Here is a 26,373-nt window from a genome sequence, read left to right as displayed (position 1 = left end):
GCATGGCGAGGCGTCGTCAGGCGGTCACGATCAGGCACGTTGCAGCAGATGTCGGGGTTTCGCTCCAGACCGTCAGCCGCGTCATCAACAACGAGCCCAACGTCCGCCCGGAACTCAAGGAACGCGTGCAGGAGGCGATCACGCGGCTCGGCTACGTGCCCTCGATCGCCGCGCAGCGGATGAGCGGCTCGCGCTCGTACCTGATCCTTGCGCTCAACGACCGGGCCCGCACGATCGCCGACTGGCGCGCGCGGCAGGGCACCGACTGGGTCGACCAGATGCTGCTCGGCGGCATGCTCAAGTGCGCCGAGCACGGTTATCGCATGATCGTCGAGTTGGTCGACACCCACAGTGACCACGTAGAGCGCGAGCTGCTCGGTGCCATCGCCGCGCTCCAGCCCGACGGGATCATCCTCACCCCGCCGCACTCCGACAACCCGCATATCGTGCGCTGCCTTACCGAACAGCAGATACCCTTCGCACGCATCGGCTCGAATGCGCAGGATGCGGGCATGCCGATCTCGATGGACGACGAAGGTTCGGCCGCCATGGCCACCCGGTATCTTGCCGGGCGCGGGCACCGGCGCATCGGCTTCATCGCGGGCGCGCCGGAGTACAATCTCAGCGGCTGGCGTATCGACGGCTGGAAGACGGCGATGGCCGAGGCCGGACTTGCCACCGACGATCTGCTCCAAGCGGGCGACTTCACCTTCGCCTCGGGCGAACGGGCTGCACGGGCGCTGCTCGCCCTGCCCTCGCCGCCATCCGCGATCATCGCCAGCAATGACCAGATGGCGCTCGCAACGCTGGAAGTCGCGCGCAAGGCGGGCCTTTCGGTTCCGCGCGATCTTTCGGTGATCAGCTTCGACAACACGCCGATGATGCAGTTCACCCAGCCGCAGCTCACCGCCATCGACCAGCCGATCGCGGCAACGGCATCCATGGCGGTCGAACTGATCATCGCCGCGCAGAAGGGAGAGGCCCTGCCCGATCGGGTGACCGTGATCCCTGCCACGCTGGTCGAGCGCAACTCGGTCGTCGATGCCAAGCAAACCGTAAGTGCCTGATCACCCGGGCGAGCCGCAGGCGCGGCAGCCGCTCTGGTTCCTGGTGGTCTATGCGCTTGCCTGGGCGGGCGGGTCGATTGCCTATGTCCCGTTCCTGACGATCCTGCTGCCGGTGCGCGTCACGGCGCTTGCGGGCAGCGCCGGTGCGGTGGTCTGGCTTTCGACGATTGCCTTCTTCGGCGCGATTGCGGCCAGTGCGGGGCATATCGCCTTCGGCTGGCTGAGCGATGTTACCGGCAATCGCCGCGGCTGGGCCGTGCTCGGCCTTGCGCTCTCATGCGCGCTGCTGCTCGCCGTGCCTTGGGCGCGAACGCTGGGCGAGCTCATCGTGATCGTCGCGGCCTGGCAAGTCGGCCTCAACATGATGCTGGCGCCGCTCGCTGCCTGGGGTGCAGACAGCGTGCCCAACAGCCAGAAGGGCCTGCTGGGCGGGCTGCTCGCCTTCGCGCCGGGGCTGGGCGCGCTGGCGGGTGCCATGGTGACCCTGCCCGGCCTTGCCTCGGCCGACGGGCGCCTTGTATTGGTGGCGCTGACAGTGGCGGCAGCTGTGCTCCCGGCGCTGCTGCTGGCACCGCAGGCGCCACCCGGCGCCGCCTTGCCCGACCCGGCGCCCGCAGCGCCCGTCACCACGCTCCGGCAGGCAGCACTGCATATGTGGACGGCGCGGCTGCTTGTGCAGGTCGCGGAGGCGGCGCTGTTCTCGTTCCTCTACCTCTGGTTCCGCTCGATCGACCCGGACGTCGACGATCACCTCACCGCGCGGGTCTTCAGTCTCGTTCTGGTGCTCTCCGCCCCTGTCGCACTTATCGCCGGCCGCTGGGCCGACCGGCACCGGCGCGCGCTGACCCCGCTCGTCGTGTGCACGCTGATCGCGCCTTTCGGCCTTGTCGGCATGGCGCTCTCGCACAGCATTGCCGCCGGGATCGCCAGCTACGCGGTGTTCGGCTTCTCCACCTCGATCTTCCTGGCGCTCCATTCGGCGCAGACCTTGCGCACCCTGCCCGACAGCCGCCGCCGCGGGCGCGATCTGGGCCTCTTCAACCTGACCAACACCATGCCTTCGCTGGTCATGCCCTGGTTCACGCTGGCGCTGGTACCTTGGTTTGGTTTTTCCGGACTTTTCATTCTCTTTGCCGCGCTCGCGCTGGTGTCGGCGGTGATTCTGGCCAGACTTCAGGCCCGTTTCGGTCGGGAAAACTGACGGCCCCGCTTGATTTTGATACTTTCCCATGCGACGAACTCTATGAGAACGTTCACAGGAACAGGGCGGGGATAGTGGAGATGATGGTCAGGCGCGCACTTTTGGCAGCCATGTTGCTGGCATCCGGGAGCGCTGTGGCAGCCCCGGGCGATAGCGCCCCTGCAGTCTCAAGCACCGCGCACCCCCTGCTCTGGCCTGCCGCGAAGAGCCCGGCTGCCATCACCGGCCCCGCCACAGAGCGCCGCATCGCCAGCATGATCGCGGCGATGAGCCTCGAGCAGAAGATCGGCCAGATGATCCAGGCCGATATCAGCGCGGTGACGCCCGAGGATCTGGCCAAGTATCCGCTCGGCTCGATTCTGGCCGGCGGCAATTCCGGCCCTTATGGCGATGAACGCGCCGATGCCGCCAAGTGGGCGCGGCTTGTCGGCGAATTTCGCAAGGCCTCGGCCAGAAGCGGCGCGGGCATTCCCATCCTCTTCGGCATCGATGCGGTCCACGGCCATTCCAATCTCCCGGGCGCGACGATCTTCCCGCACAACATCGGTCTTGGCGCCGCGCATGATCCCGCGCTGATCCAGCGCATCGGCGCGGTTACCGCCGCCGAAGTCGCCGCAAGCGGCATCGACTGGACATTCGCGCCCACCCTCGCCGTGCCGCAGGACCTGCGCTGGGGCCGCAGCTATGAAGGCTACAGCGCGGATCCGGCGCTCGTCGTCAGCTATGCGAAGGCGATGACGGTCGGCCTGCAAGGCCCTCTCGTGCCCGGCAAACCCCTGGCCGCCAACAAGGTCGCTGCCACCGCCAAGCACTTCCTTGCCGATGGCGGCACACAAGAGGGCAAGGACCAGGGCGACGCGGTAATTTCGGAAGCCGAACTCGTCAGCCGCCATGCGCAGGGCTATCCCGCCGCGATCAATGCCGGTGCATTGACCGTCATGGCCAGCTTCTCGAGCTGGAACGGCGCCAAGAACCACGGCAACCAGTCGCTGCTCACCGATGTGCTCAAGAACCGCATGGGCTTCAAGGGCCTGGTGGTGGGTGACTGGAACGGCCACGGGCAGATCCCGGGCTGCAGCGTCACCGATTGCCCGGAGACATTCAAGGCCGGGCTCGATCTCGCCATGGCACCGAACAGCTGGAAGGGCCTTTTCGAGGCGACGTTGCGCGAGGCCAAGGACGGCACGCTGCCGATGGCGCGCATCGACGACGCGGTCGCGCGCATCCTGCGCGTCAAGGCCAAGCTCGGCTTGCTCGGCAAGGCGCCGGTCGAGCGCGGCAACCCCGGGCTTGTCGGGGTGCCCGCGCACCTCGCCGTGGCGCGAGAGGCTGCAGCAAAGTCGCTCGTCCTGCTCAAGAACAATGGCGGTGTGCTGCCGCTTCGCCCTGGTGCAAAGGTCCTGATCACCGGCCCCGGGGCGGACAGCATGGCCATGCAGGCGGGCGGCTGGACCATCACCTGGCAGGGCACCGACACCACCACCGCCGATTTCCCCCATGGCCAGACCATCGGCCGCGCGATTGCCGAGGCGGTCAAGGACGCGGGCGGCGAGGCGGCGCTCTCGGCCGATGGCAGCTTTGCCAAACGCCCCGATGTTGCGGTCGTGGTCTATGGTGAGCAGCCCTACGCCGAATTCCAGGGCGACATGCCCAACATCGCCTTCCGTGCCCATGCGGGCGAGCAGGCAATGCTCGCCAAGCTCAGGGCGCAGGGGATCAAGGTCGTCTCGGTCTTCCTTTCGGGCCGTCCGATGTTCGCAGGCTCCGAGATCAATGCCTCCGATGCGTTCGTCGCGGCCTGGCTGCCCGGCACGCAGGGGCAAGGCGTGGCCGACGTCCTTGTAGCCCGCAAGGACGGCAAGCATGCGCGCGGTTTCACCGGCAAGCTCTCCTTCCCATGGCCTGCCGACGCGGTCTCGCCGGTGAAAGCACCGCTGTTTCCTGCTGGCTACGGCCTCACCTATGCCAGCAAGGCCAAGGTTGGCCCGGTGAACGAGGACCCCCGTGTCGATCTCGTCGCCTCGGCCAGCGAAGGCGTCTACTTCGCGCTGGGCAAGGTCCCCTCGCCCTGGCACCTCAGCCTCGATCCCGGCATCGCCGCGCATGCGGTCGATCTCGGCGCACAGGAAGATGCGCAGGCCTTTGCCTGGAGCGAGCCCGGCGCCATCGGCATCGATGGCCCCCCGGTCGATCTCATGCGCCAGCTCGACGAGGAGTTCGCACTGAAGCTCGAAGGCCGCCTCGATGCTGCTGCGGGCCCCATCGCCGTTACGATGGCTGGCGCCACGCTGAAGGTCGATCCCGCCCCGGGCGCGCTGACCTTGCGTATTCCGCTGCGCTGCTTCCTTGAAGCCGGCGCCAGCTTCAAGGCGGTTGGCACGCCGCTCAAGATCACCGGCGAGAAAGGCCTCGTCCTCACCTTGCGCGGTGCAAGCATCGAAGGCGTCGGCCAGACGATTCCCTGCCCGGCCAAATAGGCTCTGTTAAACAGCGATGCCTTCCGCTTCGAAGAAGGCGATCACCGGGGCCAGTGCGTCCCGGTGCCGCTCCCACCGCGCGACCGCGTCGCGGTACATCGGCCGCCGTACCTGCGCCGCGCTGGGCGTCGAAACCGGCGCGGCGTTGCGGTGGAAATCCAGGCACGCATCGTCCCACGCCAGCCCGCAATGCGCGAGCAGCCGCCGCGTTTCGCCTTCCTGATCATCGACCAGCGCCTCGTACCGCAACTCCAGAATGCGCCCCGGAAGTGCGGCGCGCCAGAATGCCATCAGCCGGTCAAACCGCGCGTAGTACCGCGCGATATCCATGAGATCGTAGCTGTAGTCATAGTAGCGCGAGCTTACCGCGAAGAGGTTGCGGAAGTTCGCCAGTACGGTGTCGAGCGGATGGCGCCGCAGGCACACGATCGCCGCACCCGGCAGCGCCCGGGCGGTCATCCCGGCATATTGGAAGTTGCCCGGGAACTTGTCGACAAACCGCCTGCTTTCGCGCGCCCCGGCATGGCTCAGCGCGCGGGCCATGTAGTCGCGGCCGATTGCCCCGAGATCGGCGCCAGCAGCCGCTTCCACCGTCTCTGGATCGAGCACCGTGCGGCTGCGCGTGCCTGATGCCATCTTCACCGCCAGCGGCATGGCCTGAAGCTCGCCCGCGCTGCGCACTGCGGGATGGGAGGAAAGGATGCGATCAACCAGCGTCGTGCCGGTGCGCGGCATGCCGATCACGAAGATCGGCGCTGCATCGGGCGCCCCGCGCACCGGGGCTGCTGCGACGCGCGGCCAGGTCCGCTCGATCGCATCGAAATTGGCGCTGTCCCTGGCGAAAGTGTAGGGCAGCCGGGCGCGATGCTCGGCATTGGCCTGGGCCAGCCGAACGAACCCGGCCTGCTGTTCGCCGATGTCTTCCAGTTCCTTCGCCAGCGCATAGCCCAGCAGCAGGCGCGCGTCGGGCGCGCGCGCACGGTCCAGCGCCCGCTCCAGCCGCTCGACATGGTTGCGGCCTGCGCTGTGCTTGCGCAGCCCGGCCAGCATGTGATGGCCCCGCGCATAGTCGGGATCGAGCGCGAGCAGCGCCTCGGCCTCCGCCTCGGCCCCGTCGACATCGCCGATGAAATTGAGCGCCGCGGCAAGGTTGTAGCGGAAGGATACGTTGTGCGGAGCTTGCCGCACCGCCTCGCGGAAATGCGGCACCGAAGCGGCATGTTCGCCAAGCCGTGCATAGACGCAGCCCATGGTGTCCCGCCCGAGCGCGTCTTCGGGCAATGCCGTTTCTGCCGCAGCCAGCGTTTCCGCCGCCGCGCCGTCCTGGCGGAGCATCACCTGCAGCCGCGCCAGTTGTGCCCGGTAGCTCCCGCGGGGATCAAGGTCGACCGCGCGAATGATATCCGCGATCCCGGCACCAACGCGGCCCGCCTCCGCCCGCGCCATGCCGAGCAGGAATCGTGCTTCAGCATCCTCCGGAAACGCCGCGACAACCCCTGCAGCAAGCTGCTCGGCCGCCGCGAAATCGCTGCGGCCCAGCGCGCGGCGGACAGCGGCAATGCGGGACGGTTCTGCCTTCACCCCGCCGTGGACGATGTCTTGTCACGTCGCCGCTCGAACATCGCGATCAGCGGCTGGAAGGGAAACACGAACTGCTCCCAGATCGTCAGCCGCCGCCGGTCGTCCTGACCGACCAGCACGCCTTCGCCTTCCTTGTAGGTGCCAAGGATGCGGTCAAACAGGATGATCGCGTTGCCATAGTTGCAGCGCGTATTCTCGTATCCAACCGAATGGTGGAAGCTGTGGTGGCGGATCGAGGTGAAGAAGAACGAATAGAACAGCGGCGGATCCGACTTCACATTGGCGTGGTTGAAGGTCGAGACCACGTTGCCCGCACTGAACGCGCAGAGATAGGCCGCCGGCGAGACATCGAGCAGCGCGACCACGCCAAGACTGATCAGGAACAGCTCGATCGGATTGCCAACCGCACCCTTCATCGCATTGAGCTGGGTGATATGGTGGTGCGGCGCATGCGTGAGCCAGAACGGCTCCCAATTGTGCATCAGCCGGTGCATCAAGTACTGGCCGAACTCCCACAGCGCCCAGACCAGCGCCACCTGCGCCAGAAACGGCATTTCCATGACCCACGGCGTCGAGATGCCCCAGGCCTCCTTGAGGCTGCGGAGCGGTGCTTCGGAAAGGATGTAGGCCATCCGCCCGATCACGGTGTTGATGAGGATGAAATAGAACAGGTCGGTCAGAAGTTCCTGCCGATTGATCCGCCAGCCCTCGTGACGCTCGAACACCAGTTCGAGCGCCAGCACGAACACGGTGACAACGCTGCTCACGAGGAGGAGTGTCCACGGATTGGCCACCCAGTCGGCAGGCGCATAGTACCAGAACGCCACCACCGCCGCCAATGTCGCGGGTGGAATGCAGTCGACTGCCAGCTTCTTCAAGCCCGAAACCATGACCTCACCACTCCTCGCTTCTTGCCGTTCGTTGCCCTGATGCTTTTTCAATCATCACAGGATTACGCAATCAGGGGCGGGGATCAACCCCGCCCCTTTTACCATTCCCGGTTTGCCGGATCAGTACTTCACTCGCATTTCCAGACCAAAGGTGCGCGGCGTGATCACAGTCTTGCGGTAGTAGCGCAGCAGCGCTCCGTCGTTCAGACCCACGCGCGAACGGTCGTTCGAGACCGCCGTCACCGCGTACTTGTTGAAGATGTTGTTTGCGAACAACCCGAAGCTCAGGGTGTCGTTCTGCCAGCTCAGCGAGGCGCGGTGCAGCACGAAGCCAGGCAGCTTGTCGCCATAGGCGCGCTCCCAACCAAGGCGGGTCACCACATCGCCGCGATAGGTGGCGGTCCAGTCGGCGATGAGATCGCCGCCCATCACCGGCAAGGTGTAGTTCACCCCCAGGCTGCCGCTGTTCTTGGTCGAGCCGGGCAGGCGATCGCCCTTGAGCGCGTCCAACTGGATCGGCTTGCTGGGGTAGGTCGCTGCCGGGCTGTTGACCGCGATGATACTGGGGACATCCTCGGTCAGCCTTGCGTTGGTGTACGAGTAGGTTCCCTGGATCGACAGGCGATCGACCGGACGAAGCTGGAACGAGGCCTCGAAGCCCTCCGCCTTGGCCTTGCCGCCATTCACCGTGATGCCGACGATGCCGTTGATCGTTGCAGAGGCGACCTGGATGCCGGACCAATCGATCGAGAAGGCATTCATGTTGAGTGTCAGCTTGCGGTTGAACAGTTCCGCGCGAATGCCGACCTCGAGGTTCTTGGTCGAGTCAGGACCGAACTGCTGTTCGTTCGGCAGCGCGCAAACGTTCTGGAACGGCGGCGGCTTCAGCGGCAGGACGCAGGGCGCAACCGTGTTGGGTCCGCCGATGCGGTAGCCCTTGCTGTAGGTCGCGTAGACCATGATCTCGGGCGTGAACTTGTAGGACGTGTTGAACTTCCACACCCCGCCGCCTTTCCTCGAGGTGCCGCCGGCCGCCTTGAGGTCATAAGGGCTGATCGGATCGCCGAGCAGCGGCGTCACCGCGCGGCCCGAAACCTTCGAGGTATAGTTGAACACGCGTCCGCCGGCGGTCACCTGCCACTCGGGAGTGATCTTGAAGGTTCCTTCCCCGAAGACCGCCTGCTCAGTCACCTTCGCGCGGTTGAAGGAGGCATATTCGATCTCTTCAGGGTTGGGCTGCGTTCCGAACGCTACCCACGGGTGGCCCGGCACGTGCTCGCGGTAGTCGGCCTGAAGCTTCTGCTCGTTGTAGAACCCGCCGAGAACCCAGCTGAACGGCCCGCCATGCGTCGAGACAAGGCGGATTTCCTGGTTGAACTGGTTGCGCGTGTTCTGGCTTTCATTCCAGCTCGTGAACGCAGGAAACAGTTCGTAGTCGTAGTCGAGATCGAGCAGCAGATCGGTGTTGTCGCTCTGGCGCTTGTTCTTCACCTGGGTGTAGGCCGACGTGGCGACCAGATCGAAGATCCCGCCGACGTGCGCGTTGATTTCCATGCTCGCAAGGTGCGCATGGCGGTCGACCGGTTCGGCGTAGCGCGCCGCGCTCTCGTACTTGCCTGTGCCGAGCACGCCGTTGCTGTTGTACTGGCCGCCGCCGGTCTTGGTGCGCTGGTAGGCATAGGTGAAGTCGACCGAGAGGTCGTCGGTCACCTGCACCAGCAACTGGTTGCGGGTGCTGAAGGTCTTCTCGAAATTGAGGTCCTTCTGCCGGTAGAGGTTCGCGGCGTAGCCCTCGGGCGTGATCGAGACGGGGCCGGTGGGCTGCGGGAGCGAGACGCCCGGCGTCTTGACCAGCAGCGGATAGTCGATGAAGCCAGGGTCATTGTAGTAACCCGTCGCCGAGCGGAACGCGACATGGTCCTTGATCAGCGGGATATTGACCACGCCGTCGACCTGGTAACCCGCCTTTGAAGCCTGGTTCTTCCCATAGACGCGGCCGTGCCATTCGGCCGAGAACTTGGTCGGGTCGGGCCGGTTGGGAATGTTGCGGATCGCGCCCGCCAGCGTGCCGAGACCGTAGAGCGTGCCCTGCGGGCCCATCAGCGTCTCGACCCGGGAAATGTCGAGCATCTTGAAATCGTAGTAGATCGGGACTTCGCCGAGGTAGACGCCCAGCGCGTTGTCATACGAGGCGCCCGAGGTGTCGGTGTCCGAGGCGTTGAGGCCGCGCAGCACGATCGTGCCGGTCGAGCCTGGCCCGGTATCGGCAATCGTCACGCCGGGGGTAAAGTCGGCAATGTCGCGAACATCGTCGATGCGCTGGCGCTCAAGCTGCTCCGAGCTGACCGCGGAAATGTTGATCGGAACGTCCTGCAGCGAAGTCGCGCGGCGGGTTGCGGTCACGACAATGGCGTTGTTGTCGCCGGCCTCGGCATCGGCCTGCGGCGCTTCCTGCACGGCCTGCGCAAAAGCGGGAATGGCAGTGCTGCCCATGAGGATCGTCGCACACACCAGAGTTGTCTTGAAAGAATGCTTGGTCACTCGAGCCCCCGCTTTGTTGCGTAAAAGCCTGTCGCTAAGTGACACCCTGTCCCCGGTCGCCTGCCTGAGCAGGCCTCGCCGATCCTTTGCGGATCCAGCGATATTCAACTTCCCTCATTCAATAACCGCACAAGGCGGCCGAACCATTCAACAAGCTAGATGAACAAAGAGGAAATTCGACCAGAAGGGCCCGCCATCCAGCAATCAAACCATTTGTGCAGGTTGCGCCAATTCAAATACAAATACCAAAACAGCACCCCACACCTCCACAAGACCAATGTCTTGCAGAGTAACGTTGCCAGGCAATAGCTTTGCCTAGCATGGAATTTCGTAATTCGTCATCGGAGGACTTTCGCCCCCAAGACATTCCAGTTACGCTATCGATATTACCTAACAGGTCAAGCGTAATAATTTCGGGCAACCTTGGTATGAAACGCTTGTCGCTGCACTGCGGAAATCCGCCATTCTCGCGTTAGCGAGTGCCGCAATCGCCGCTATCTCGCGCACACAGCGCATCACGCAGCGTGGCAGACAGGCGCCAATCATCCCACACGAACCAATGCTGATTCGCGCTTCGCCGCGGGTGCTGCCCACAAGTGTTATTACTATCTTTCCGAAACGTAACATTTTGCCATGGACAAGCAGCGCGAGACTCGCAATGCTGCACTGCGAAAGGGGACAGACTCGTGCGCCAGACCTCCAGCCAACGGAACCGCAGAGCCAGAACCGGTCCCCTCCTTGCCGCCGCCATGCTTGCGGCTCTCACCCTTGGCGGCTGCTCCGGTGGAGCGGGCACGCCGGTGGAAAAAAAGACCGAATTCAACATCGGCTGGTCGATCTATGCGGGCTGGATGCCTTGGCCTTATGCCCAGCAGGCCGGTATCGTGAAGAAGTGGGAAGACAAGTACCACATCAAGATCAAGATCGTACAGGTCAACGACTACGTCGAGTCGATCAACCAGTACACCGCCGGCAAGCTTGACGGCGTGACGCTGGCCAACATGGACGCGCTCACCATCCCCGCTGCGGGCGGGAAGGACACCACCTCGGTCATCCTGGGTGACTATTCCAACGGCAACGACGGCGTGCTGCTCAAGGGCGCGACGAACCTCAGCGCGATCAAGGGCCGCTCGGTCAATCTCGTCGAACTCTCGGTCTCGCACTATCTCCTTGGCCGCGCGCTTGAAAAGGGCGGCATGGCGATGACCGACATCAAGACGGTCAACACCGCCGATGCCGATATCGTCGGCGCCTTCGCCAGTTCCGATGTCACCGCCGCTGTCGCATGGAATCCCCAGCTTTCGGTGATGCGCGCGCAGCCCGGCGTCACGCAGGTCTTTTCCTCGGCTGACATTCCGGGCGAGATCCTCGATCTCCTCGTCGTCGATACCGCCACGCTCAAGGCCAATCCCGATCTTGGCAAGGCGCTCGCCGGTATCTGGTACGATACCGTGCAGCTGATGATGCGCCAGGACGCCGAGGGCAAGGCCGCGCGCGCCGCGATGGCCAAGCTTGCCGGTGCCGCGCCCGAGACGTTCGACAGCCAGCTGAAGACGACCTTCCTCTACACCGATCCCAAGGCCGCCGTAGCCGCCGCGCAGTCGCCTTCGCTCGTCACCACGATGACCCGTGTGCGCGATTTCAGCTTCTCCAAGGGCCTGTTCAAGGGCGCCGCTTCGGCCGACGCGGTGGGCATGGCCTTCCCCGGCGGCAAGACGCTTGGGGATGCGGCCCATGTCACGCTGCGCTTCGACGACAGCTACATGAAGCTCGCCGCAGACGGGAAGCTCTGAGCGCATGCGCTGGATCAACTGGCAGCTGAGCAAGCGCGACCGCTTGATTGCGGGCGGCACGCCGATCGTGCTGATCTTTGTTACCTATCTGATCATGGCGGCGCAGCGCCACGCCGCCAATCCATCCGACAAGATCCTGCCCCTGCCCTCAGGCATGGCCAAGGCGATCACCGAGTTGCTCACCACGCCCGATCCGCTTTCCGGCAATCTGGTGTTCTGGGCAGACACTTTCGCGAGTCTGCAGCGTCTCGGCCTCGGGCTTGGCATCGCTACCTTGCTCGCGCTGGTGCTTGGCCTCGTGCTCGGCGCCTTGCCACCGGTGCGCGCCACGCTGAGCCCGCTGGTCACCGGCATCGCGGTGATCCCGCCGATCGCGCTGCTGCCGATCCTGTTCATCGCACTGGGTCTTGGCGAGACGTCCAAGGTGGTGCTCATCACCATCGGCATCGCACCCGTCATGATCCGCGACATTGCTGCCCATGTCGGCAGTCTCCCGCGAGAACAGATCATCAAGGCTGAGACCCTGGGCGCGAACTCATGGCAGATCATCGCCCGTGTCGCGCTGCCCCAGGCCATGCCCCGCCTCATCCAGGCGATCCGCCTTGCGCTGGGGCCGGCTTGGGTCTTCCTCATCTCGGCCGAAGCGGTCGCGTCTGATATCGGGCTTGGCTACCGCATCTTCCTCGTCCGCCGCTATCTCGCGATGGACGTGATCATTCCCTACGTCGCGTGGATCGCGCTTCTCGCTATACTGATGGATGTGGGCCTCGCCGCACTCAGCCGCCGGGCGTTCCCGTGGGCGCATGGAGCCGGACATTGAGCGCGCTCCTCTCGCTCCGCAACATCTGGGTAGAGTATGGCGACAAGGTCGTGCTCGAGAAGGTCAATCTCGAGGTCACCGAAGGCGCCTTCCTTTCGATCATCGGCCCATCGGGTGCGGGCAAGAGCAGCCTCTTGCGCCTTATCCTCGGGCAGGAGGCGCCCACGCGCGGCACGATCCTGCTCGATGGCCAGCCACTGGAGCCGCAGTGCGGCCCCGACCGCGGCGTGGTGTTCCAGCGCTACTCGGTCTTTCCGCACATGTCGGTGCTCGGCAACGTGCTGTTCGGCCTCGAATGCCCTGCTGCGCCGTTTGCCGCGCGCCTCTTCGGCACGGCCCGCCGCAAGGCAGTGGCAGACGCGAGCGCGATGCTCGAAGCAGTCGGTCTGGCTGACAGTCTCCACCTCTACCCCGCGCAGATGTCAGGCGGCATGCAGCAGCGCCTTGCCATCGCGCAGGCCCTCATCAAGCGCCCGCGCATCCTTCTGCTCGACGAACCCTTCGGCGCGCTCGATCCCGGCATCCGGGCGGACATGCATGGCCTCATCACCCGGTTGTGGCGCGACTATTCGCTCACGGTCGTGATGGTCACGCACGATATCAAGGAAGCCTTCACGCTCGGCACGCGTGTCCTTGCGCTCGACAAGCGCCGCCACGATCCCCATGCGCCGCACCGCTACGGCGCAACCGCGGTCTACGACCTGCCCTTGCGCGGTCCTCCGGTGCCCGAAAGCGCCCCCCAATCAGAACCCCCACATGCACCTGTCGCGGCCACACACTGAGAGGAATGGCAATGACGATAGAAACGCCCGGCCTCGCCCGGCTCAGCATGAGCCTTCCGGCCGAACTCTTCCGCAAGCTCGACATGATGGTGACCGAGCGCCAGCTGCCCTCGCGCTCGCAGCTCATGGCCGAACTGATCCGCCACGCCCTCGCCGCGCATGAGGCGTTCACCCGGCCCGACGAGATGCTCGCCGGCACGATCACCCTCGTCTACCGCGGCGAGCGCGGCCGCGTCCGCCACCAGCTCGCGCAGACGCAGGCGCACTATCTCAAGGAAGTGATCTCCTCGCAGCACGTCTTTCTTGAAGACGACCAGTCGCTCGAGGTTCTCCTCGTCCAGGGCCCCGCCGCCCGCCTCAAGGATCTGTCGGACGCACTGCGCCGCGTGCGCGGTGTCCAGCAGCTCGAACTCGTCACCACCACCGCGCTTCTACCGCAGCTCTACGAGCCCGAGCTTGACGCGCCGCAGGGAGCCGCCGCATGACCACTGCACCCTCAGGTACTCTGGCCAATCCAAACGCCGCCCGCGATCACGCCCGCGCGCAAGGGGGCACCGTGGTCGAGGCGATGCCGATCCTTCCACCGCTCGCGCCGGACCTGCCCGAAGGCGTTGCCCCCGATGCGCTGCTCTGGGAAGAAACCGTCGCTCCCGGCGGCTATGCCACGCGCCGCCTGCCGCGCGGCGCGCGCCTGCGCCTGCTCGACGTCAAGGGCGATGCCTGCGCGAGCCTGCAGATCTTCAACGCCGAAATGCCGACAGAGCGCTACAGCTTCGCCGACACCGTCAAGATCCAGTGGAACGCCTATCTGGAAAAGGGCAAGTTCCTGCTCTCGGACATGGGCCGCGTGCTCATGAGCATCGCCGAGGACACCACCGGCGGCAAGCACGACACCTTCTCCGGCACCTCCAACGCCTACACCAATGCCGCAAAGTACGGTGACGGGCGCAACAGCGGAAAGTTCCCCAACGGGCGCGACCGCTTCCTCCTTGGCGCTGCCAAGCACGGTCTCCAGCGCCGCGACATCCACGCCGCCGTCACCCTGTTCAAGGGCGCGCGCATTGCCGATGATGGCACGATCGTCCCCGACGTCGGCCCGTTCGAGCCGGGCCGCGAAGTGATCCTGCGCTCCGAGATGGAAGTCATCGTGGTGATCGCCAACGTGCCCCACGTGCTTGATCCCCGGCCCGACTACACCGTCACCCCGCTGCGCCTCACGGCCTGGCGCGGGGCCGTGGCCGCCGAGGACGATCCCATCCGCACCGCGACGCCGGAGGGCCTACGCGCCTTCCTCAACGTCGAAGACTATTACCGCCGCTGAGGAGGCCACGCCCATGCAGAACCGCGATCCGCATCACGATGGCCTGCCCGACACCATTGTCCACGACGAGGTCGTCCCCGCCCGCGCGCCCTGGATCCACCACATCAAGAAGGGCCAGACGCTGCGCATCGTCGACCTTGAAGGCAACCAGGCGGTGGACTTCCTGCTCTATTCGGAAGCCGACGACTGCGAGCGCTACAGCGCGCAGGATACCGTCGCGGCGCAAGGCAACCTCTTCCTGCGCACCGGCACCGTGTTGCGCTCGAACGAGGGCCGACCGATGATGACGATCGCTGGTACGACGGTCGAATACCACGACACCATCGGCGGCGCGTGCTCGTGCGAATCCAATACCTTGCGCTACGGACATCACACCAAGGCGCAGCATGCCTGCGTCGAGAACTTCCTCGAGGCCAACCTCACGGAAGGTCGCGGCAAGCGCGACATCGTCGCCAACATCAATTTCTTCATGAACGTGCCGGTGGAAAGCGACGGTGCGCTCGGCATTGTCGATGGCATTTCCGCCCCCGGCCTCACGGTCGATCTGAAAGCCGAGATGGACGTCATCGTCGTCGTCTCGAACTGCCCGCAGATCAACAACCCCTGCAACGGCTTCAACCCCACACCCGTGCGCATGATCGTCGCCGCATGAGTCTCTTACTTCGTCACCCCGCACTTGATGCGGGGTCCCGCTTCGCGCGGCAAACGCTTCGCGCGCAGAAGGCAGCGGGACCCCGGGTCAAGCCCGGGATGACAATGGAACTTGCCCGGCTTGTCCGCACCGACGTCCTGCCTCCCCACTTGGGAGGCGAGCAATGAGTGATCCCTCACCGATGCGTTTCGACACCGTCCTCATTGCAAACCGGGGCGCCATCGCCACCCGGATCGTCCGCACCTTGCGCCGCATGGGGCTGCGCGCGGTTGCGGTCTATTCGGAGGCCGATGCGGGTTCGCTCCACGTGTCGGAGGCAGACGAGGCGGTGTGCATCGGCGGCGCGCGGCCGTCCGAAAGCTATCTGAATATCGAAGCGATCCTCGCGGCGGCAAAGCAAACGGGAGCGGGCGCGATCCACCCCGGCTACGGCTTCCTCGCCGAAAACACCGATTTCGCCGAAGCCTGCGCCGCCGCCGGAATCGTTTTCATCGGCCCCACGCCCGACAATATCCGCACTTTCGGCCTCAAGCACAGCGCCCGCACACTTGCCAAGGCGCACGGCGTCCCGCTGGCCCCCGGCTCTGAACTCCTCCAGAGCGAGGATGAAGCCCTCGCCGCTGCGAAGGATATCGGCTTCCCGATCATGCTCAAGGCGACCGCCGGCGGCGGCGGCATCGGCATGCGGGTCTGCGAGACCGAGGCGGATGTGCGCGAAGGCTTCGCAACCGTCGCCCGGCTCGGCCAGAGCAATTTCGGCGACGCCGGCGTCTTTCTCGAGCGCTACGTGCGCCGCGCACGCCATGTCGAGGTGCAGATTTTCGGCGACGGCGAAGGCCGCGTCGTGGCCCTTGGCGAACGCGATTGCTCGCTTCAGCGCCGCAACCAGAAAGTCGTCGAGGAAGCCCCGGCGCCGCTCTTGCCCGAGGCTGTCCGGCAAGCCCTCTACACCGCCGCGATCCGCCTCGGCGAGGCCGCCCGCTATCGCTCCGCCGGCACCGTTGAATTCCTCTACGATGGCGAACGCGAGCAGTTCTATTTCCTCGAAATGAACACCCGCCTGCAGGTCGAACACGGCGTGACCGAAATGGTCATGGGGATCGATCTCGTCGAATGGATGGTGCGCGGCAGCAGCGGGGATTTCAGCTTCCTCGACAGCGCACCTACTTTGCCGACCGGCCATTCGGTGCAGGTGCGCCTCTATGCCGAGGACCCCGCGCTCGATTATCGCCCCACTTCGGGCACGCTCACCGCCGTCCAGTTCCCCGCCGACATCCGCACCGAAACCTGGGTCATGGCCGGCAGCGAAGTCAGCGCCTGGTACGATCCCATGCTCGCCAAGCTGATCGTCCACGCGCCCAGCCGCGAGCTCGCTGTCACGGCGATGCAGGCGGCACTCGAACAGGCCCGCGTGGACGGCATCGAAACCAATCTGCGCTGGCTGCGCGACGTCGTCCGCACGCAGCAGTTCACCAGCGGCGATGTCTCCACCCGCGTCCTCGATTCCATCCCATACACGCCGCGGAGCGTCCGCGTCATCAGCGGCGGCACGGCGACGACGGTGCAGGACTGGCCCGGCCGCCAGCGCCTCTGGGCGGTCGGCGTCCCGCCCTCCGGCCCGATGGACGACCACTCCTTCCGCCTCGGCAACCGCCTGCTCGGCAATCCCGAAGGCACCGCGGGCCTTGAACTCACGCACTCCGGCCCCAGCCTCGCCTTCACTGCACCCGCACGGATCGCGCTCACCGGCGCGGATTTCGGGGCAACGCTTGATGGCGTATCACTCCCCGTCGGCATCGCGGTCGATGTTGCCGCCGGCCAGACACTGGCCCTGGGCCGCGCACGCGGCGGCGGCATGCGCGGCTACCTGCTCTTCGCCGGCGGGCTGGATATCGCCCCCTATCTCGGCAGCCGCGCCACGTTCGAGCTCGGCCAGTTCGGCGGCCACGCCGCGCGCCGCCTCGTCGCGGGCGATGTCCTGCACTTTGGTGATGAACCTGCACAGGAAGCGCTTGCAGCCACGGCGCTGCCTGCGCTTGGCAACGAATGGACCTTGCGCGTCCTCTATGGCCCCCACGGCGCGCCGGATTTCTTCACCGCAGACGATATCGCGATGATCGTCGCCGCCGAATGGCAGGTGCACTACAATTCCAACCGCACCGGCGTGCGCCTGATCGGCCCCAAGCCGCACTGGGCGCGCAAGGATGGCGGCGAGGCGGGCCTCCACCCCTCGAACATCCACGACAACCCCTACGCCATCGGCGCGGTCGATTTCACCGGCGACATGCCGATCATCCTCGGCCCCGATGGCCCCTCGCTCGGCGGCTTCGTCTGTCCTTTCGTGGTCATCGCGCCGGACCGCTGGAAGCTCGGCCAGCTCGTGCCGGGTGACCGCCTGCGCTTCGCCCCCGTGACGATCGCCGATGCCGCTGCGGCCGATGCCGACCAGCAGCGCCTGCTCGGCTCCGGAACGCTTCCCGGCCCGGTGCCCGATCGCCCGATCGCACACCTCTCGCCAATTCTTGCCGAAATCGCCGAAACAGAGAGCCGCCCCCGCACGATCTACCGCCAGCAGGGCGACCGCAACATCCTCGTCGAATACGGCCAGATCGTCCTCGATATCGAACTGCGCATCCGCGTCCACGCGCTGATGGTCGAACTCGAACGCCTCGCGCTGCCCGGCGTCATCGACATCGTCCCCGGTATCCGCTCGCTGCAATTGCACTTCGATGGCGTGCAGCTCGATCAGCCCACCGCGCTGGCCGCCCTCATCGAGGCCGAAGAACGCCTCGGCGATCTTGCGGACTTCACCATCCCCAGCCGCGTCGTCCACCTGCCGCTCTCGTGGCGCGATCCCGCCACCATCGAGACCATCGAGAAGTACATCGCCGCCGTCCGCGACGATGCGCCCTGGTGCCCGGACAACATCGAATTCATCCGCCGCATCAATGGCTTGCCCGATGTCGCGGCGGTCGAGAACCTCATCTTCGAGGCGAACTACCTCGTCATGGGCCTCGGCGACGTCTACTTGGGCGCGCCCGTCGCCACCCCGGTCGATCCGCGCCACCGCCTCGTCACCACGAAGTACAACCCCGCCCGCACCTGGACCCCGCCCAACGTCGTCGGCATCGGCGGCGCCTACATGTGCATCTACGGGATGGAAGGCCCCGGCGGCTACCAGCTGTTCGGCCGCACCGTGCAGGTGTGGAACACCTACAAGCAGACCGAAGCCTTCACCGAGGGCAAGCCCTGGCTCCTGCGCTTCTTCGACCAGATCCGCTTCTACCCCGTTAGCGCCGAAGAACTGGTCGACTGGCGCCGCGATTTCCCCGCCGGCCGCCGCGCGCTGAAGATCGAACCGAGCGAATTCCGCCTCGCCGACTACCGCAAGTTCCTCGCCGATAATGCCGAAGCGATCAGCGCCTTCGAAGCCAACCGCCAGGCCGCCTTCGACGCCGAACGCGCCGATTGGCACGCCCGCGGCGAATTCGACCGCGTGACCGACCTCGCCGAAGCCGAAGCCCCCGCCGCCAGCCTCACCGTGGTTCCCGACGGCACCGACCTCATCGAGGCACCCTTCGGCGGCAGTGTCTGGAAACTGCTCGTCTCGGCGGGCGATGCAGTGAAAGCAGGAGACACGATTGCCGTGATCGAGGCGATGAAGATGGAATGCCCCGTGGAAAGCCCCGGCACCGGCACGATCGAAGCGCTCTACATCAAGGAAAAGCAATCCTTGCAGCCCGGTTCCCCCATGCTCGCGCTGCGGCGGACTGTATGACAAACCGCGAACTGAGCCTGCTTGGGCGCCAGAGCGCCGCCGCCATCGCCGCAGCTGTGAGCGCGGGCACCACCAGCGCCGTTGCTGTCGCGGAAGAGGCCCTCGCCCGCATTGCCGCCTATGACGGCATCCAGCCGCAGATCTGGATCAGCCGCGCCGCGCGCGAGGATGTACTGGCCGCCGCGCGCGCCGTCGATGCCCGGATCGCGGCTGGCGAAGTCCTGCCACTCGCGGGCGTGCCCTACGCCGCCAAGGACAATATCGACGTTGCAGGCCTCCAGACCACCGCCGCCTGCCCCGCCTTCGCCTATCGCCCCGAAGCCTCCGCCAAGGTCACCCAGCGCCTCGCCGCGGCCGGCGCGATCTGCATGGGCAAGACCAACCTCGACCAGTTTGCCACCGGCCTCGTCGGCGTGCGCAGCCCCTATGGCATCCCGCGCAACGCCTACAACCTCGCCTATGTCAGCGGCGGCTCGAGCTCTGGCTCGGCCATTGCGGTAGCCGCCGGCCTCGTCCCCATCGCGCTCGGCACCGATACGGCGGGTTCGGGCCGCGTACCCGCTGCCTTCAACCACCTCGTCGGCTTCAAGCCCACCAAGGGCCGCTGGCCCACGAAGGGCGTCGTCCCCGCCTGCCGCTCGGTCGATTGCGTCACTGTCTTCGCGCAGGGCACGGCCGATGCGGGGCTTGTCGATGCGGTGCTGGCTGGCTTCGACGTCGCCGATGCCTGGTCCAAGCCGCTTGCCGACCGCGCGATCGCGCCGCGCAAGATCGGCGTGCCCTTGCGCCGCCAGCGCCAGTGGTTCGGCGATGCGGAATCCGAATACCTCTACGACCGCGCGCTGGGTCACCTCGCCGGGATCGCCGAAATCGTCGAGATCGACATCGCCCCGCTGCAGGAAGCCGCGCACCTGCTTTACGGTGGTCCCTGGGTCGCGGAACGCACCGCAGCGATGGCGCAGATCCTCACTGAGAATCCCGAGGCGGTCGATCCCACTGTCCGCGCCGTGGTCGAAGCCGGGTGGAGCAAGACCGCCGTCGAAACGTTCAACGGCGTCTACCGTCTCGCCGAGATCAAGCGCCACGCCGATCTGATGTGGGAAGACCTCGACGCGCTCGCCTTCCCCACCACCGGCACCACCTACCGCGTCGCCGAACTGGCCAAGGCGCCAATCGCGCTCAACAGCAACCTTGGCGCCTACACCAATTTCGTGAACCTGCTCGATATGGCCGCGCTCGCGGTCCCCGCCGGCACGCGCGCCAACGCCACGGGCTTTGGTATCACGCTGATCGGCCCGGCTGACACCGACCGCGCGCTCCTCAACCTGGCCGATGCCTATCTCGCCAAGGCGAACCTCGCCCCGCCGCCCCCACTTGATCTGGAGGGAAGAATGCAGACCGTGAAGCTCGCCGTCGTCGGCGCCCACCTCAAGGACATGCCGCTCCACTGGCAGCTCACCTCGCGCGAGGCCACTTTCGTGGAAGCAACCCACACCGCCCCTACCTACAAGCTCTATGCCATGGCCGACAGCGTGCCCCCAAAGCCCGCGCTGATCCACGCTGGCGAGGGCGGCGCGGCCATCGCGGTCGAGGTCTATGAACTGGGCGTCGCCGAATTCGGCAGCTTCGTCGTCGAAGTTCCCGCCCCGCTTGCCATCGGCACAGTGACGCTGGCAGACGGTACCAGCGTCAAAGGCTTCGTTGCCGAACCCCGCGCAATCACCGGGGCTGAAGACATCACCCACCTCGGCGGCTGGCGCGCCTATATCGCGCAGAAGAGCTGAGACCCAACACACAACCGTTCGTGTCGAGCGAAGTCGAGACACCGGGCGAAAGGACGAACCGCATGAAGCCGCTCAAGGCCCTGCTCGTTGCTGCCACCATGCTGGCGCCTCTTGCCACCCACGCTAAGCCGGCGTCTGCCGCGAAGCCCGTCCCCATGGTCGTGCCCGGCTTCGCCGACTTCCTCGCCATCGACGGCGACACGGTCTGGGCCACCAACCGGTTTTCGGTCGAACAATGGTCGCTCAAGGGCAAGAAGCTGGAGACGCCGATGAGCCGCCCTTGCGGCGGCATGAGCGTCGACTATGGCGCGCTCTGGGTCGCCGATTGCCCTGAAGGCGCGGTCAAGCGCGTCGATGTGACAACCGGCAAGCTCCTCGCCACGATCTCGACCGGCATCGCCAACCATATGGAAGGCGAACTCAACACCGTCACCGGCGCCGGCTCGGCGTGGATCGCCAGCGAGGCCAGCGGCAAGATCGCGCGCATCGATGCGGCCACCAACAAGATCGTCGCCTCGATCCCCACCGCGCCGGGCTCGTGGTACCTCGCGTTCGGCCTCGGCTCCCTGTGGGCGGTCAGCGGCAAGGAACAGCTCCTCAGCCGCATCGACCCGGCCACCAACACCGTCACCGGCACCGTCGCGCTCGGCAAGATGCCCGGTTTCCTCGTCGCGGGCGAAGGCGCGGTCTGGGTGCAGGAACAGGGCGACGGCACCGTTGCTCGCATCGATCCCACGACGATGCAGGTCACCGCGCGGATCAAGGTTGGCGACAACCTCAAGTACGGCGATATCGACGTCGGCGGCGGCAAGGTCTGGCTTCGCACCACCGACGATCAGGAATTCGTCGTTATCGATGCTGCCACCAATGCGATCCTGACCCGCGTCGGCAAGCCCGTACACAGTGGCGGCCTGCGTTGGACGCCCAAGGGTGTGTGGACGTCGGCCCACGACTTCCACCTGCTGACGTGGTGGCCCAAGGGCAGCGAGACGGCCAAACCCTCAGGTAGGTGAAACCATCCGCCCCTTCACCCATGCGATAATCGGGCTCACCGGATAGAGCAGCGTCTCGCCAATCCCCATGTGGCGCCGGCCCTCCTGCCCCACCTCGACCGCCTCGCCGGCCTTGAACGTACCATGCAGCCGGTCAAACAGGATCAGCGCGCAGGAATAATTGCAGCGCGTATCCTCGTATTCGACCGAATGGTGCAGGCTGTGGGCCTCCACCGTGGTGAACACGGCCGAATACCAGCGCGGCGGATTGAAGCGCACGTTGGCGTGCGAAAACGCCGCGATCGTCCCCAGCATGTGCCCGGCGCAGAACAGCGCCGTCAGCGAGAAATCGAGGAAGACAACCACGCTGAGGCCGATCAGGAACAGCTCGAAGGGATTGCCCACCGCACCCTTCAAGGCATTCAACTGCCGCACATAATGGTGCGGTGCATGGGTCAGCCACAGCGGATACCAATTGTGCATCGCGCGGTGCAGCCAATAGTGTCCCCACTCGATGAGCAGCATGATCAGCGCCACCTGCACGACAAGCGGCGCGTGTTCGAGCCAGGGCGTGTGAATGCCCAGCGCGTCCTTCAAACTCAGCAGCGGCGTATCGGCCCAGTGCTTCCCTGCCCAGCGCACTACCGTGTAGAACATCACGAAATAGAACAGGTCGGAAAGGAGCTCCGCCCGCGTCAACCGCCATCCGGCGTGCCGCTCGTTGACCTGTTCCAGCCCCAGGATCATGAACTTGGTGCAGATCGCGGCAGTTACGATGGTCCAGCCGTTTGTGGCGAGCTCCGCCGGCAGCAGCGACCAGAACGCGAAGATCGCCAGCAACGTGGCCGGCTGGTAATACTTGAAGATGATCAATTTAATAACTGCCGCCATTATGCGAACCCTCACGGCTTGTCTTGCGGGCATGAGGCTAACACCAAGTCCAGGTATGAACAACTGCCCCATTCGTCATACTCGCGAAGGCAGGAATCCAGAGCGCCCGGTCAACACATCAGGCGCCATCTTCCAAGCCGCTGTCCTACACACCCCGAATCTGCCATGTTGCACATCTGCTCCTTGAAATTGTGAGTCCCCCCGGAAAAGCAGCGCGCCAATCGGCGTCACCCTGTCGCTCTCACCATTCAAGCCGCTGATAAAGAAGTTTAATTTCTGGAAATCGACGGTTACACGGTGTCACCCTGTGTCACCCTCAACGATGCACCCCCGGCGAATTCGCTTGCACTCGATGCGCGTTTTTGATCAAATCAATCATAAACAATCATTCTGCGGGAGAGACGCAGTGTTCAAGGCCCCCACCTGCCTGCTCGGCGCGCTCCTCCTCACCGGCACAGCACTGGCCCCGCTTCAGGCCCAGCAGGCCGCCGCTGATCCGCTCGCCGAGGCTTTCCGCGATCCCCCAGCCTCGGCCCGCCCGCGCGTCTGGTGGCACTGGATGAACGGCAACGTCACCGAAGAAGGCATCAAGCTCGATCTCGAATGGATGAAGCGCATCGGCATCGGCGGCGCGCAGACCTTCGATGCCCAGCTCCAGACGCCGCAAGTCGTGGACAAGCGCCTCGTCTACATGACCCCCGAATGGAAGCACGCTTTCCGCACCGCCGCCGAAACCGCTGACCGGCTTGGCCTCGAACTTGCCATTGCCGCCTCGCCGGGTTGGAGCGAGAGCGGCGGGCCTTGGGTGAAGCCCGAGGACGGGATGAAAAAGCTCGTCTGGTCGGAAACCCGCATCCCCGGCGGCAAGCGTTTCAAGGGCAAGCTTGCCCCGCCGCCCACCGTGACCGGCCCATTCCAGGACCTCGGCATGCAGCCCGAGATCGGCTCGGACCATCCCAAGACCGACCTCCCGCAGCTCTACCGCGATACTTATGTCTTCGCGGTGCCCGAAGCCGAGGCGCCGCTTGCCCCGGTCTGGTCCGCTTCCTCCGGCAACGTCGACGGCGCCCTCCTCACTGACGGCAGGCAGACGACCGCCGCCGAAGTTCCCGCCGGCACGGCCGATGCACCTGCATGGATCCGCGCCGATTTCGCCGCACCGCAGACCGTCCGCTCGGCGACGCTCGGCATGCCCCCGGTCTCGTTGTTCAGTGCCGCAAAGTACGTGCCTGTGCTGGAGGCGAGCGAGGACGGCACAACCTTCCGCGAAGTCGCCCGCTTCCCCACCGGCACCGCCGCGCAGTACACGGTCACATTCGCACCGGTCACCGCAAAGGCACTGCGGGTGCGCTTTCTGGCCGAGCAAACCGGCTTCGGGCTGCCCACGCCGCCCGCGCCCGGGGCCGAATTTCCGGCTTTCCCAGGCTTCATGAGCGGCACCGCGCCGCACATCACCGTGTCGGAGCTGTCCCTCTCGGCCACCGCGCGCACGCATCGTTTCGAGGAAAAGGCAGGTTTTGCCACCACGCTTGATTATGACGCGATTCCCACGCCCGATGCGCCCGCGCTTCCGGCCGGCGCGGTGATTGACCTTACCGGCAAGCTGCAGCCCGATGGCACTCTCGACTGGACGCCGCCCAAGGGCCAGTGGCGTGTGCTGCGCCTGGGCTACAGCCTCACCGGCACCGAGAACCACCCCGCCCCGCCCGAAGCAACCGGGTTCGAGGTCGACAAGTTCGATGCCGATGCCGTGCGCCGCTACATCAACACCTACCTCGATACCTATATCACCGCGGCCGGCCCCGACCTGATCGGCGCAAAGGGCGTGCGCGCGCTGCTCAATGACAGCATCGAAGTCGGCGCGAGCAATTGGACGCCGCATCTTGTGGCCGAATTCAAGGCCCGGCGCGGCTACGATCCGGTGCCATGGCTCCCCGCGCTCACCGGGGTGATCCTCGAAAGCCCGGCACGCACCGATGCTTTCCTCCACGATTTCCGCGCCACCCTCGCCGATCTCATGGCCGACGCGCACTACAAGACCATCACCGAGGAAGCCCACAAGCGCGGTCTTATCCACTATTCCGAAGCGCTCGAGGACAAGCGCCCCTCACTGGGCGACGACATGGCCATGCGCCGCAACGCCGATGTGCCGATGGCCGCGATGTGGTCCTACCCGGCCGGGGGCGCGCCGCAGCCCACGCACCAGGGCGATATGCGCGGAGCGGCCTCGGTTGCCCACGTCTATGGGCAGAACCTCGTCGCCGCGGAATCGCTAACCGCCGCGCTGCAGCCCTGGGCCTTTTCCCCGCGCGACCTCAAACCCATGATCGACATGGAATTCGCGCTCGGCGTGAACCGCCCGGTGATCCACACCTCGGTCCACCAGCCGCTTACCGACAAGGCGCCCGGCTTTTCGCTCTTCATCTTCGGCCAGTACTTCAACCGCCTTGAGACCTGGGGCGAGCAGGCCAAGCCTTGGGTCGATTACATGGCGCGCAGCAGCTACATGCTCCAACAGGGCCGCAATGTGGCGGATGTCGCTTATTTCTACGGCGAGGAAGCCCCGCTCACCGCGCTTTTCGCCAAGGCCGTACCGGGCGACCTGCCCACCGCAAACGCCTTCGACTTCGTCAATCCCGACGTCCTGCTGAACCAGCTTTCCAATGACGGCACGGACCTCGTTGCCAAGAGCGGCGCGCGCTACAAGGCGCTCTACCTCGGCGGCAGCTCGGCCCGCATGAGCCTTGCTGTCCTCAAGCGCATCGACACACTGGTCCGCGCCGGCGCGACGCTGATCGGCGAAAAGCCCACCGGCTCGCCCGTACTGATGGACGATGCGTCCGAGTTCACCCGCATCGCAGATGCCCTGTGGAGCGGTGCTGCGGGCAAGGGCCGCGTCCTAGCCAGCCGCAATCCGGACAGCGCGCTGGCCACGCTCGACATCGCGCCCGACCTGACCTACACCCGGGCGGCAGCAGACACCTCGCTGATGTTCGTCCACCGCAAGACGCCGGACGCCGAAATCTACTTCGTCACCAACCGCAAGGACCGCGCCGAGCCAACTACGCTGAGCTTCGCGCAGACCGGCAAGGCCCCCGAATGGTGGGATGCGGCCAGCGGCAAGGCCACCCCGCTCGGCTACACCACGAAGGATGGCCGCACCGAGATCGCGCTCACGCTGAACCCGTTGCAATCGGGCTTCGTGGTGTTCCGCAAGGCAGGCCCCGCCAGCGACGATGTGCCGACACCAGTCCGCAGCGAGATTGCACTGCTTCAAGGTCCTTGGGTAGTGGCCTTCCAGTCGGGACGGGGCGCACCCGTCAGCGTTACGCTGCCCGCACTCGCTGACTGGACGCAGAATGCCGATCTTGGCGTGCGCTACTTCTCCGGAACCGCAACCTACCGCCAAGTGCTCAAGGTTCCCGCCATCCGGCCCGGCCACCGTCTGATCCTCGATCTCGGCGAAGTGCGCGAACTCGCCGAGGTGCTGGTGAACGGCAAATCTGCCGGCATTCTCTGGAATCCGCCCTACCAAGCGGACATCACGGCACTCGCCCGGCGCGGCACCAACACCCTCGAAATCCGCGTCACCAACCTCTGGGTCAACCGCTTGATCGGCGACGCCCAACCGGATGCGAAACCGATCACTTTCACCACGCTCAAGACCTACCGCGCCGATGCGCCCTTGCGGCCCTCGGGCCTGATCGGACCGGTGACGCTTCAGGTCGAGTACTAGATCGAACTCATCGTAAGCGGTGTTCCGGCCCCACCTTGCCTGCCCCGAGTGCTGTGGTTGAAGTGCG

Annotated in this window: 17 protein-coding genes; 13 read left to right on the top strand and 4 right to left on the bottom strand. The window is 65.6% G+C overall.

Annotation, left to right across the window (positions count from 1 at the left end; translation table 11 throughout):
* Positions 1 to 2 precede the first annotated feature (2 nt).
* The 3 genes from WCL10_RS12235 to WCL10_RS12225 all read left to right on the top strand — a co-directional run bounded on the left by WCL10_RS12235 (position 3) and on the right by WCL10_RS12225 (position 4,745).
* Entirely contained in the window at positions 3 to 1,067 is a 1,065-nt protein-coding gene (locus tag WCL10_RS12235) for a LacI family DNA-binding transcriptional regulator (protein WP_336895927.1), read from the top strand.
* Complete coding sequence (locus WCL10_RS12230; protein WP_336895926.1) at positions 1,060 to 2,268, top strand: MFS transporter; 1,209 nt, start codon at positions 1,060 to 1,062, stop codon at positions 2,266 to 2,268. Before WCL10_RS12235 ends, WCL10_RS12230 begins: the two co-directional genes overlap by 8 nt.
* A gap of 80 nt (positions 2,269 to 2,348) precedes the next feature.
* Positions 2,349 to 4,745, top strand: a complete 2,397-nt coding sequence (locus WCL10_RS12225; RefSeq protein WP_336895925.1) for a glycoside hydrolase family 3 N-terminal domain-containing protein — start codon at positions 2,349 to 2,351, stop codon at positions 4,743 to 4,745.
* A 6-nt stretch (positions 4,746 to 4,751) separates the two neighbouring features.
* Here the strand turns inward: WCL10_RS12225 and WCL10_RS12220 are convergent, their stop codons facing one another.
* The 3 genes from WCL10_RS12220 to WCL10_RS12210 all read right to left on the bottom strand — a co-directional run bounded on the left by WCL10_RS12220 (position 4,752) and on the right by WCL10_RS12210 (position 9,709).
* Entirely contained in the window at positions 4,752 to 6,326 is a 1,575-nt protein-coding gene (locus WCL10_RS12220) for a sulfotransferase (RefSeq protein ID WP_336895924.1), read from the bottom strand.
* The gene (locus tag WCL10_RS12215; RefSeq protein ID WP_336895923.1) at positions 6,323 to 7,216 is read right to left on the bottom strand and encodes a sterol desaturase family protein; all 894 of its coding nucleotides are present in this window, start codon (positions 7,214 to 7,216) and stop codon (positions 6,323 to 6,325) included. The genes WCL10_RS12220 and WCL10_RS12215 overlap by 4 nt, the downstream gene beginning before the upstream one ends.
* 120 nt (positions 7,217 to 7,336) lie before the next feature.
* Positions 7,337 to 9,709, bottom strand: coding sequence for a TonB-dependent receptor (locus tag WCL10_RS12210; RefSeq protein ID WP_336896015.1), 2,373 nt, complete (start codon positions 9,707 to 9,709; stop codon positions 7,337 to 7,339).
* A gap of 797 nt (positions 9,710 to 10,506) precedes the next feature.
* Here WCL10_RS12210 and WCL10_RS12205 point away from each other — a divergent pair.
* The 9 genes from WCL10_RS12205 (at position 10,507) to WCL10_RS12165 (ending at position 21,700) form a co-directional block, all read left to right on the top strand.
* On the top strand, positions 10,507 to 11,550 hold the full coding sequence (locus WCL10_RS12205) for a putative urea ABC transporter substrate-binding protein (protein WP_336895922.1): 1,044 nt from the start codon (positions 10,507 to 10,509) through the stop codon (positions 11,548 to 11,550).
* Between the two features lie 4 nt (positions 11,551 to 11,554).
* Positions 11,555 to 12,370, top strand: coding sequence for an ABC transporter permease (locus tag WCL10_RS12200; protein WP_336895921.1), 816 nt, complete (start codon positions 11,555 to 11,557; stop codon positions 12,368 to 12,370).
* On the top strand, positions 12,367 to 13,152 hold the full coding sequence (locus tag WCL10_RS12195; protein ID WP_336895920.1) for an ABC transporter ATP-binding protein: 786 nt from the start codon (positions 12,367 to 12,369) through the stop codon (positions 13,150 to 13,152). The genes WCL10_RS12200 and WCL10_RS12195 overlap by 4 nt, the downstream gene beginning before the upstream one ends.
* 11 nt (positions 13,153 to 13,163) lie before the next feature.
* Positions 13,164 to 13,637 carry a CopG family ribbon-helix-helix protein gene (locus WCL10_RS12190; protein WP_336895919.1) on the top strand — a complete coding sequence of 158 codons (474 nt, stop codon included), beginning with the start codon at positions 13,164 to 13,166 and terminating at the stop codon, positions 13,635 to 13,637.
* Positions 13,634 to 14,473: an urea amidolyase associated protein UAAP1 gene (locus tag WCL10_RS12185; protein WP_336895918.1), complete on the top strand. Its 840-nt coding sequence runs from the start codon at positions 13,634 to 13,636 to the stop codon at positions 14,471 to 14,473. Before WCL10_RS12190 ends, WCL10_RS12185 begins: the two co-directional genes overlap by 4 nt.
* Positions 14,474 to 14,486: 13 nt before the next feature.
* A complete protein-coding gene (locus tag WCL10_RS12180) occupies positions 14,487 to 15,125 on the top strand; it encodes an urea amidolyase associated protein UAAP2 (RefSeq protein WP_336895917.1) in 639 nt (212 codons plus the stop codon).
* Positions 15,126 to 15,306: 181 nt separating this feature from the next.
* Entirely contained in the window at positions 15,307 to 18,903 is a 3,597-nt protein-coding gene (gene uca, locus WCL10_RS12175) for an urea carboxylase (protein WP_336896014.1), read from the top strand.
* Entirely contained in the window at positions 18,900 to 20,687 is a 1,788-nt protein-coding gene (atzF, locus tag WCL10_RS12170) for an allophanate hydrolase (protein WP_336895916.1), read from the top strand. The genes uca and atzF overlap by 4 nt, the downstream gene beginning before the upstream one ends.
* A 62-nt stretch (positions 20,688 to 20,749) precedes the next feature.
* Positions 20,750 to 21,700, top strand: a complete 951-nt coding sequence (locus WCL10_RS12165; protein ID WP_336895915.1) for a YncE family protein — start codon at positions 20,750 to 20,752, stop codon at positions 21,698 to 21,700.
* Here the strand turns inward: WCL10_RS12165 and WCL10_RS12160 are convergent.
* On the bottom strand, positions 21,689 to 22,570 hold the full coding sequence (locus WCL10_RS12160) for a sterol desaturase family protein (RefSeq protein ID WP_336895914.1): 882 nt from the start codon (positions 22,568 to 22,570) through the stop codon (positions 21,689 to 21,691). The two genes, WCL10_RS12165 and WCL10_RS12160, sit on opposite strands and share 12 nt — an antisense overlap.
* 406 nt (positions 22,571 to 22,976) lie before the next feature.
* On the opposite strand from WCL10_RS12160, the gene WCL10_RS12155 reads away from it, so the two are divergent.
* On the top strand, positions 22,977 to 26,306 hold the full coding sequence (locus tag WCL10_RS12155; RefSeq protein WP_336895913.1) for a glycosyl hydrolase: 3,330 nt from the start codon (positions 22,977 to 22,979) through the stop codon (positions 26,304 to 26,306).
* The last annotated feature ends 67 nt before the right edge of the window (positions 26,307 to 26,373 follow it).

Source organism: Novosphingobium sp. (assembly GCF_037133355.1).
GTDB lineage: Bacteria > Pseudomonadota > Alphaproteobacteria > Sphingomonadales > Sphingomonadaceae > Novosphingobium.
This window is presented reverse-complemented; position numbering and strand designations above follow the sequence as displayed.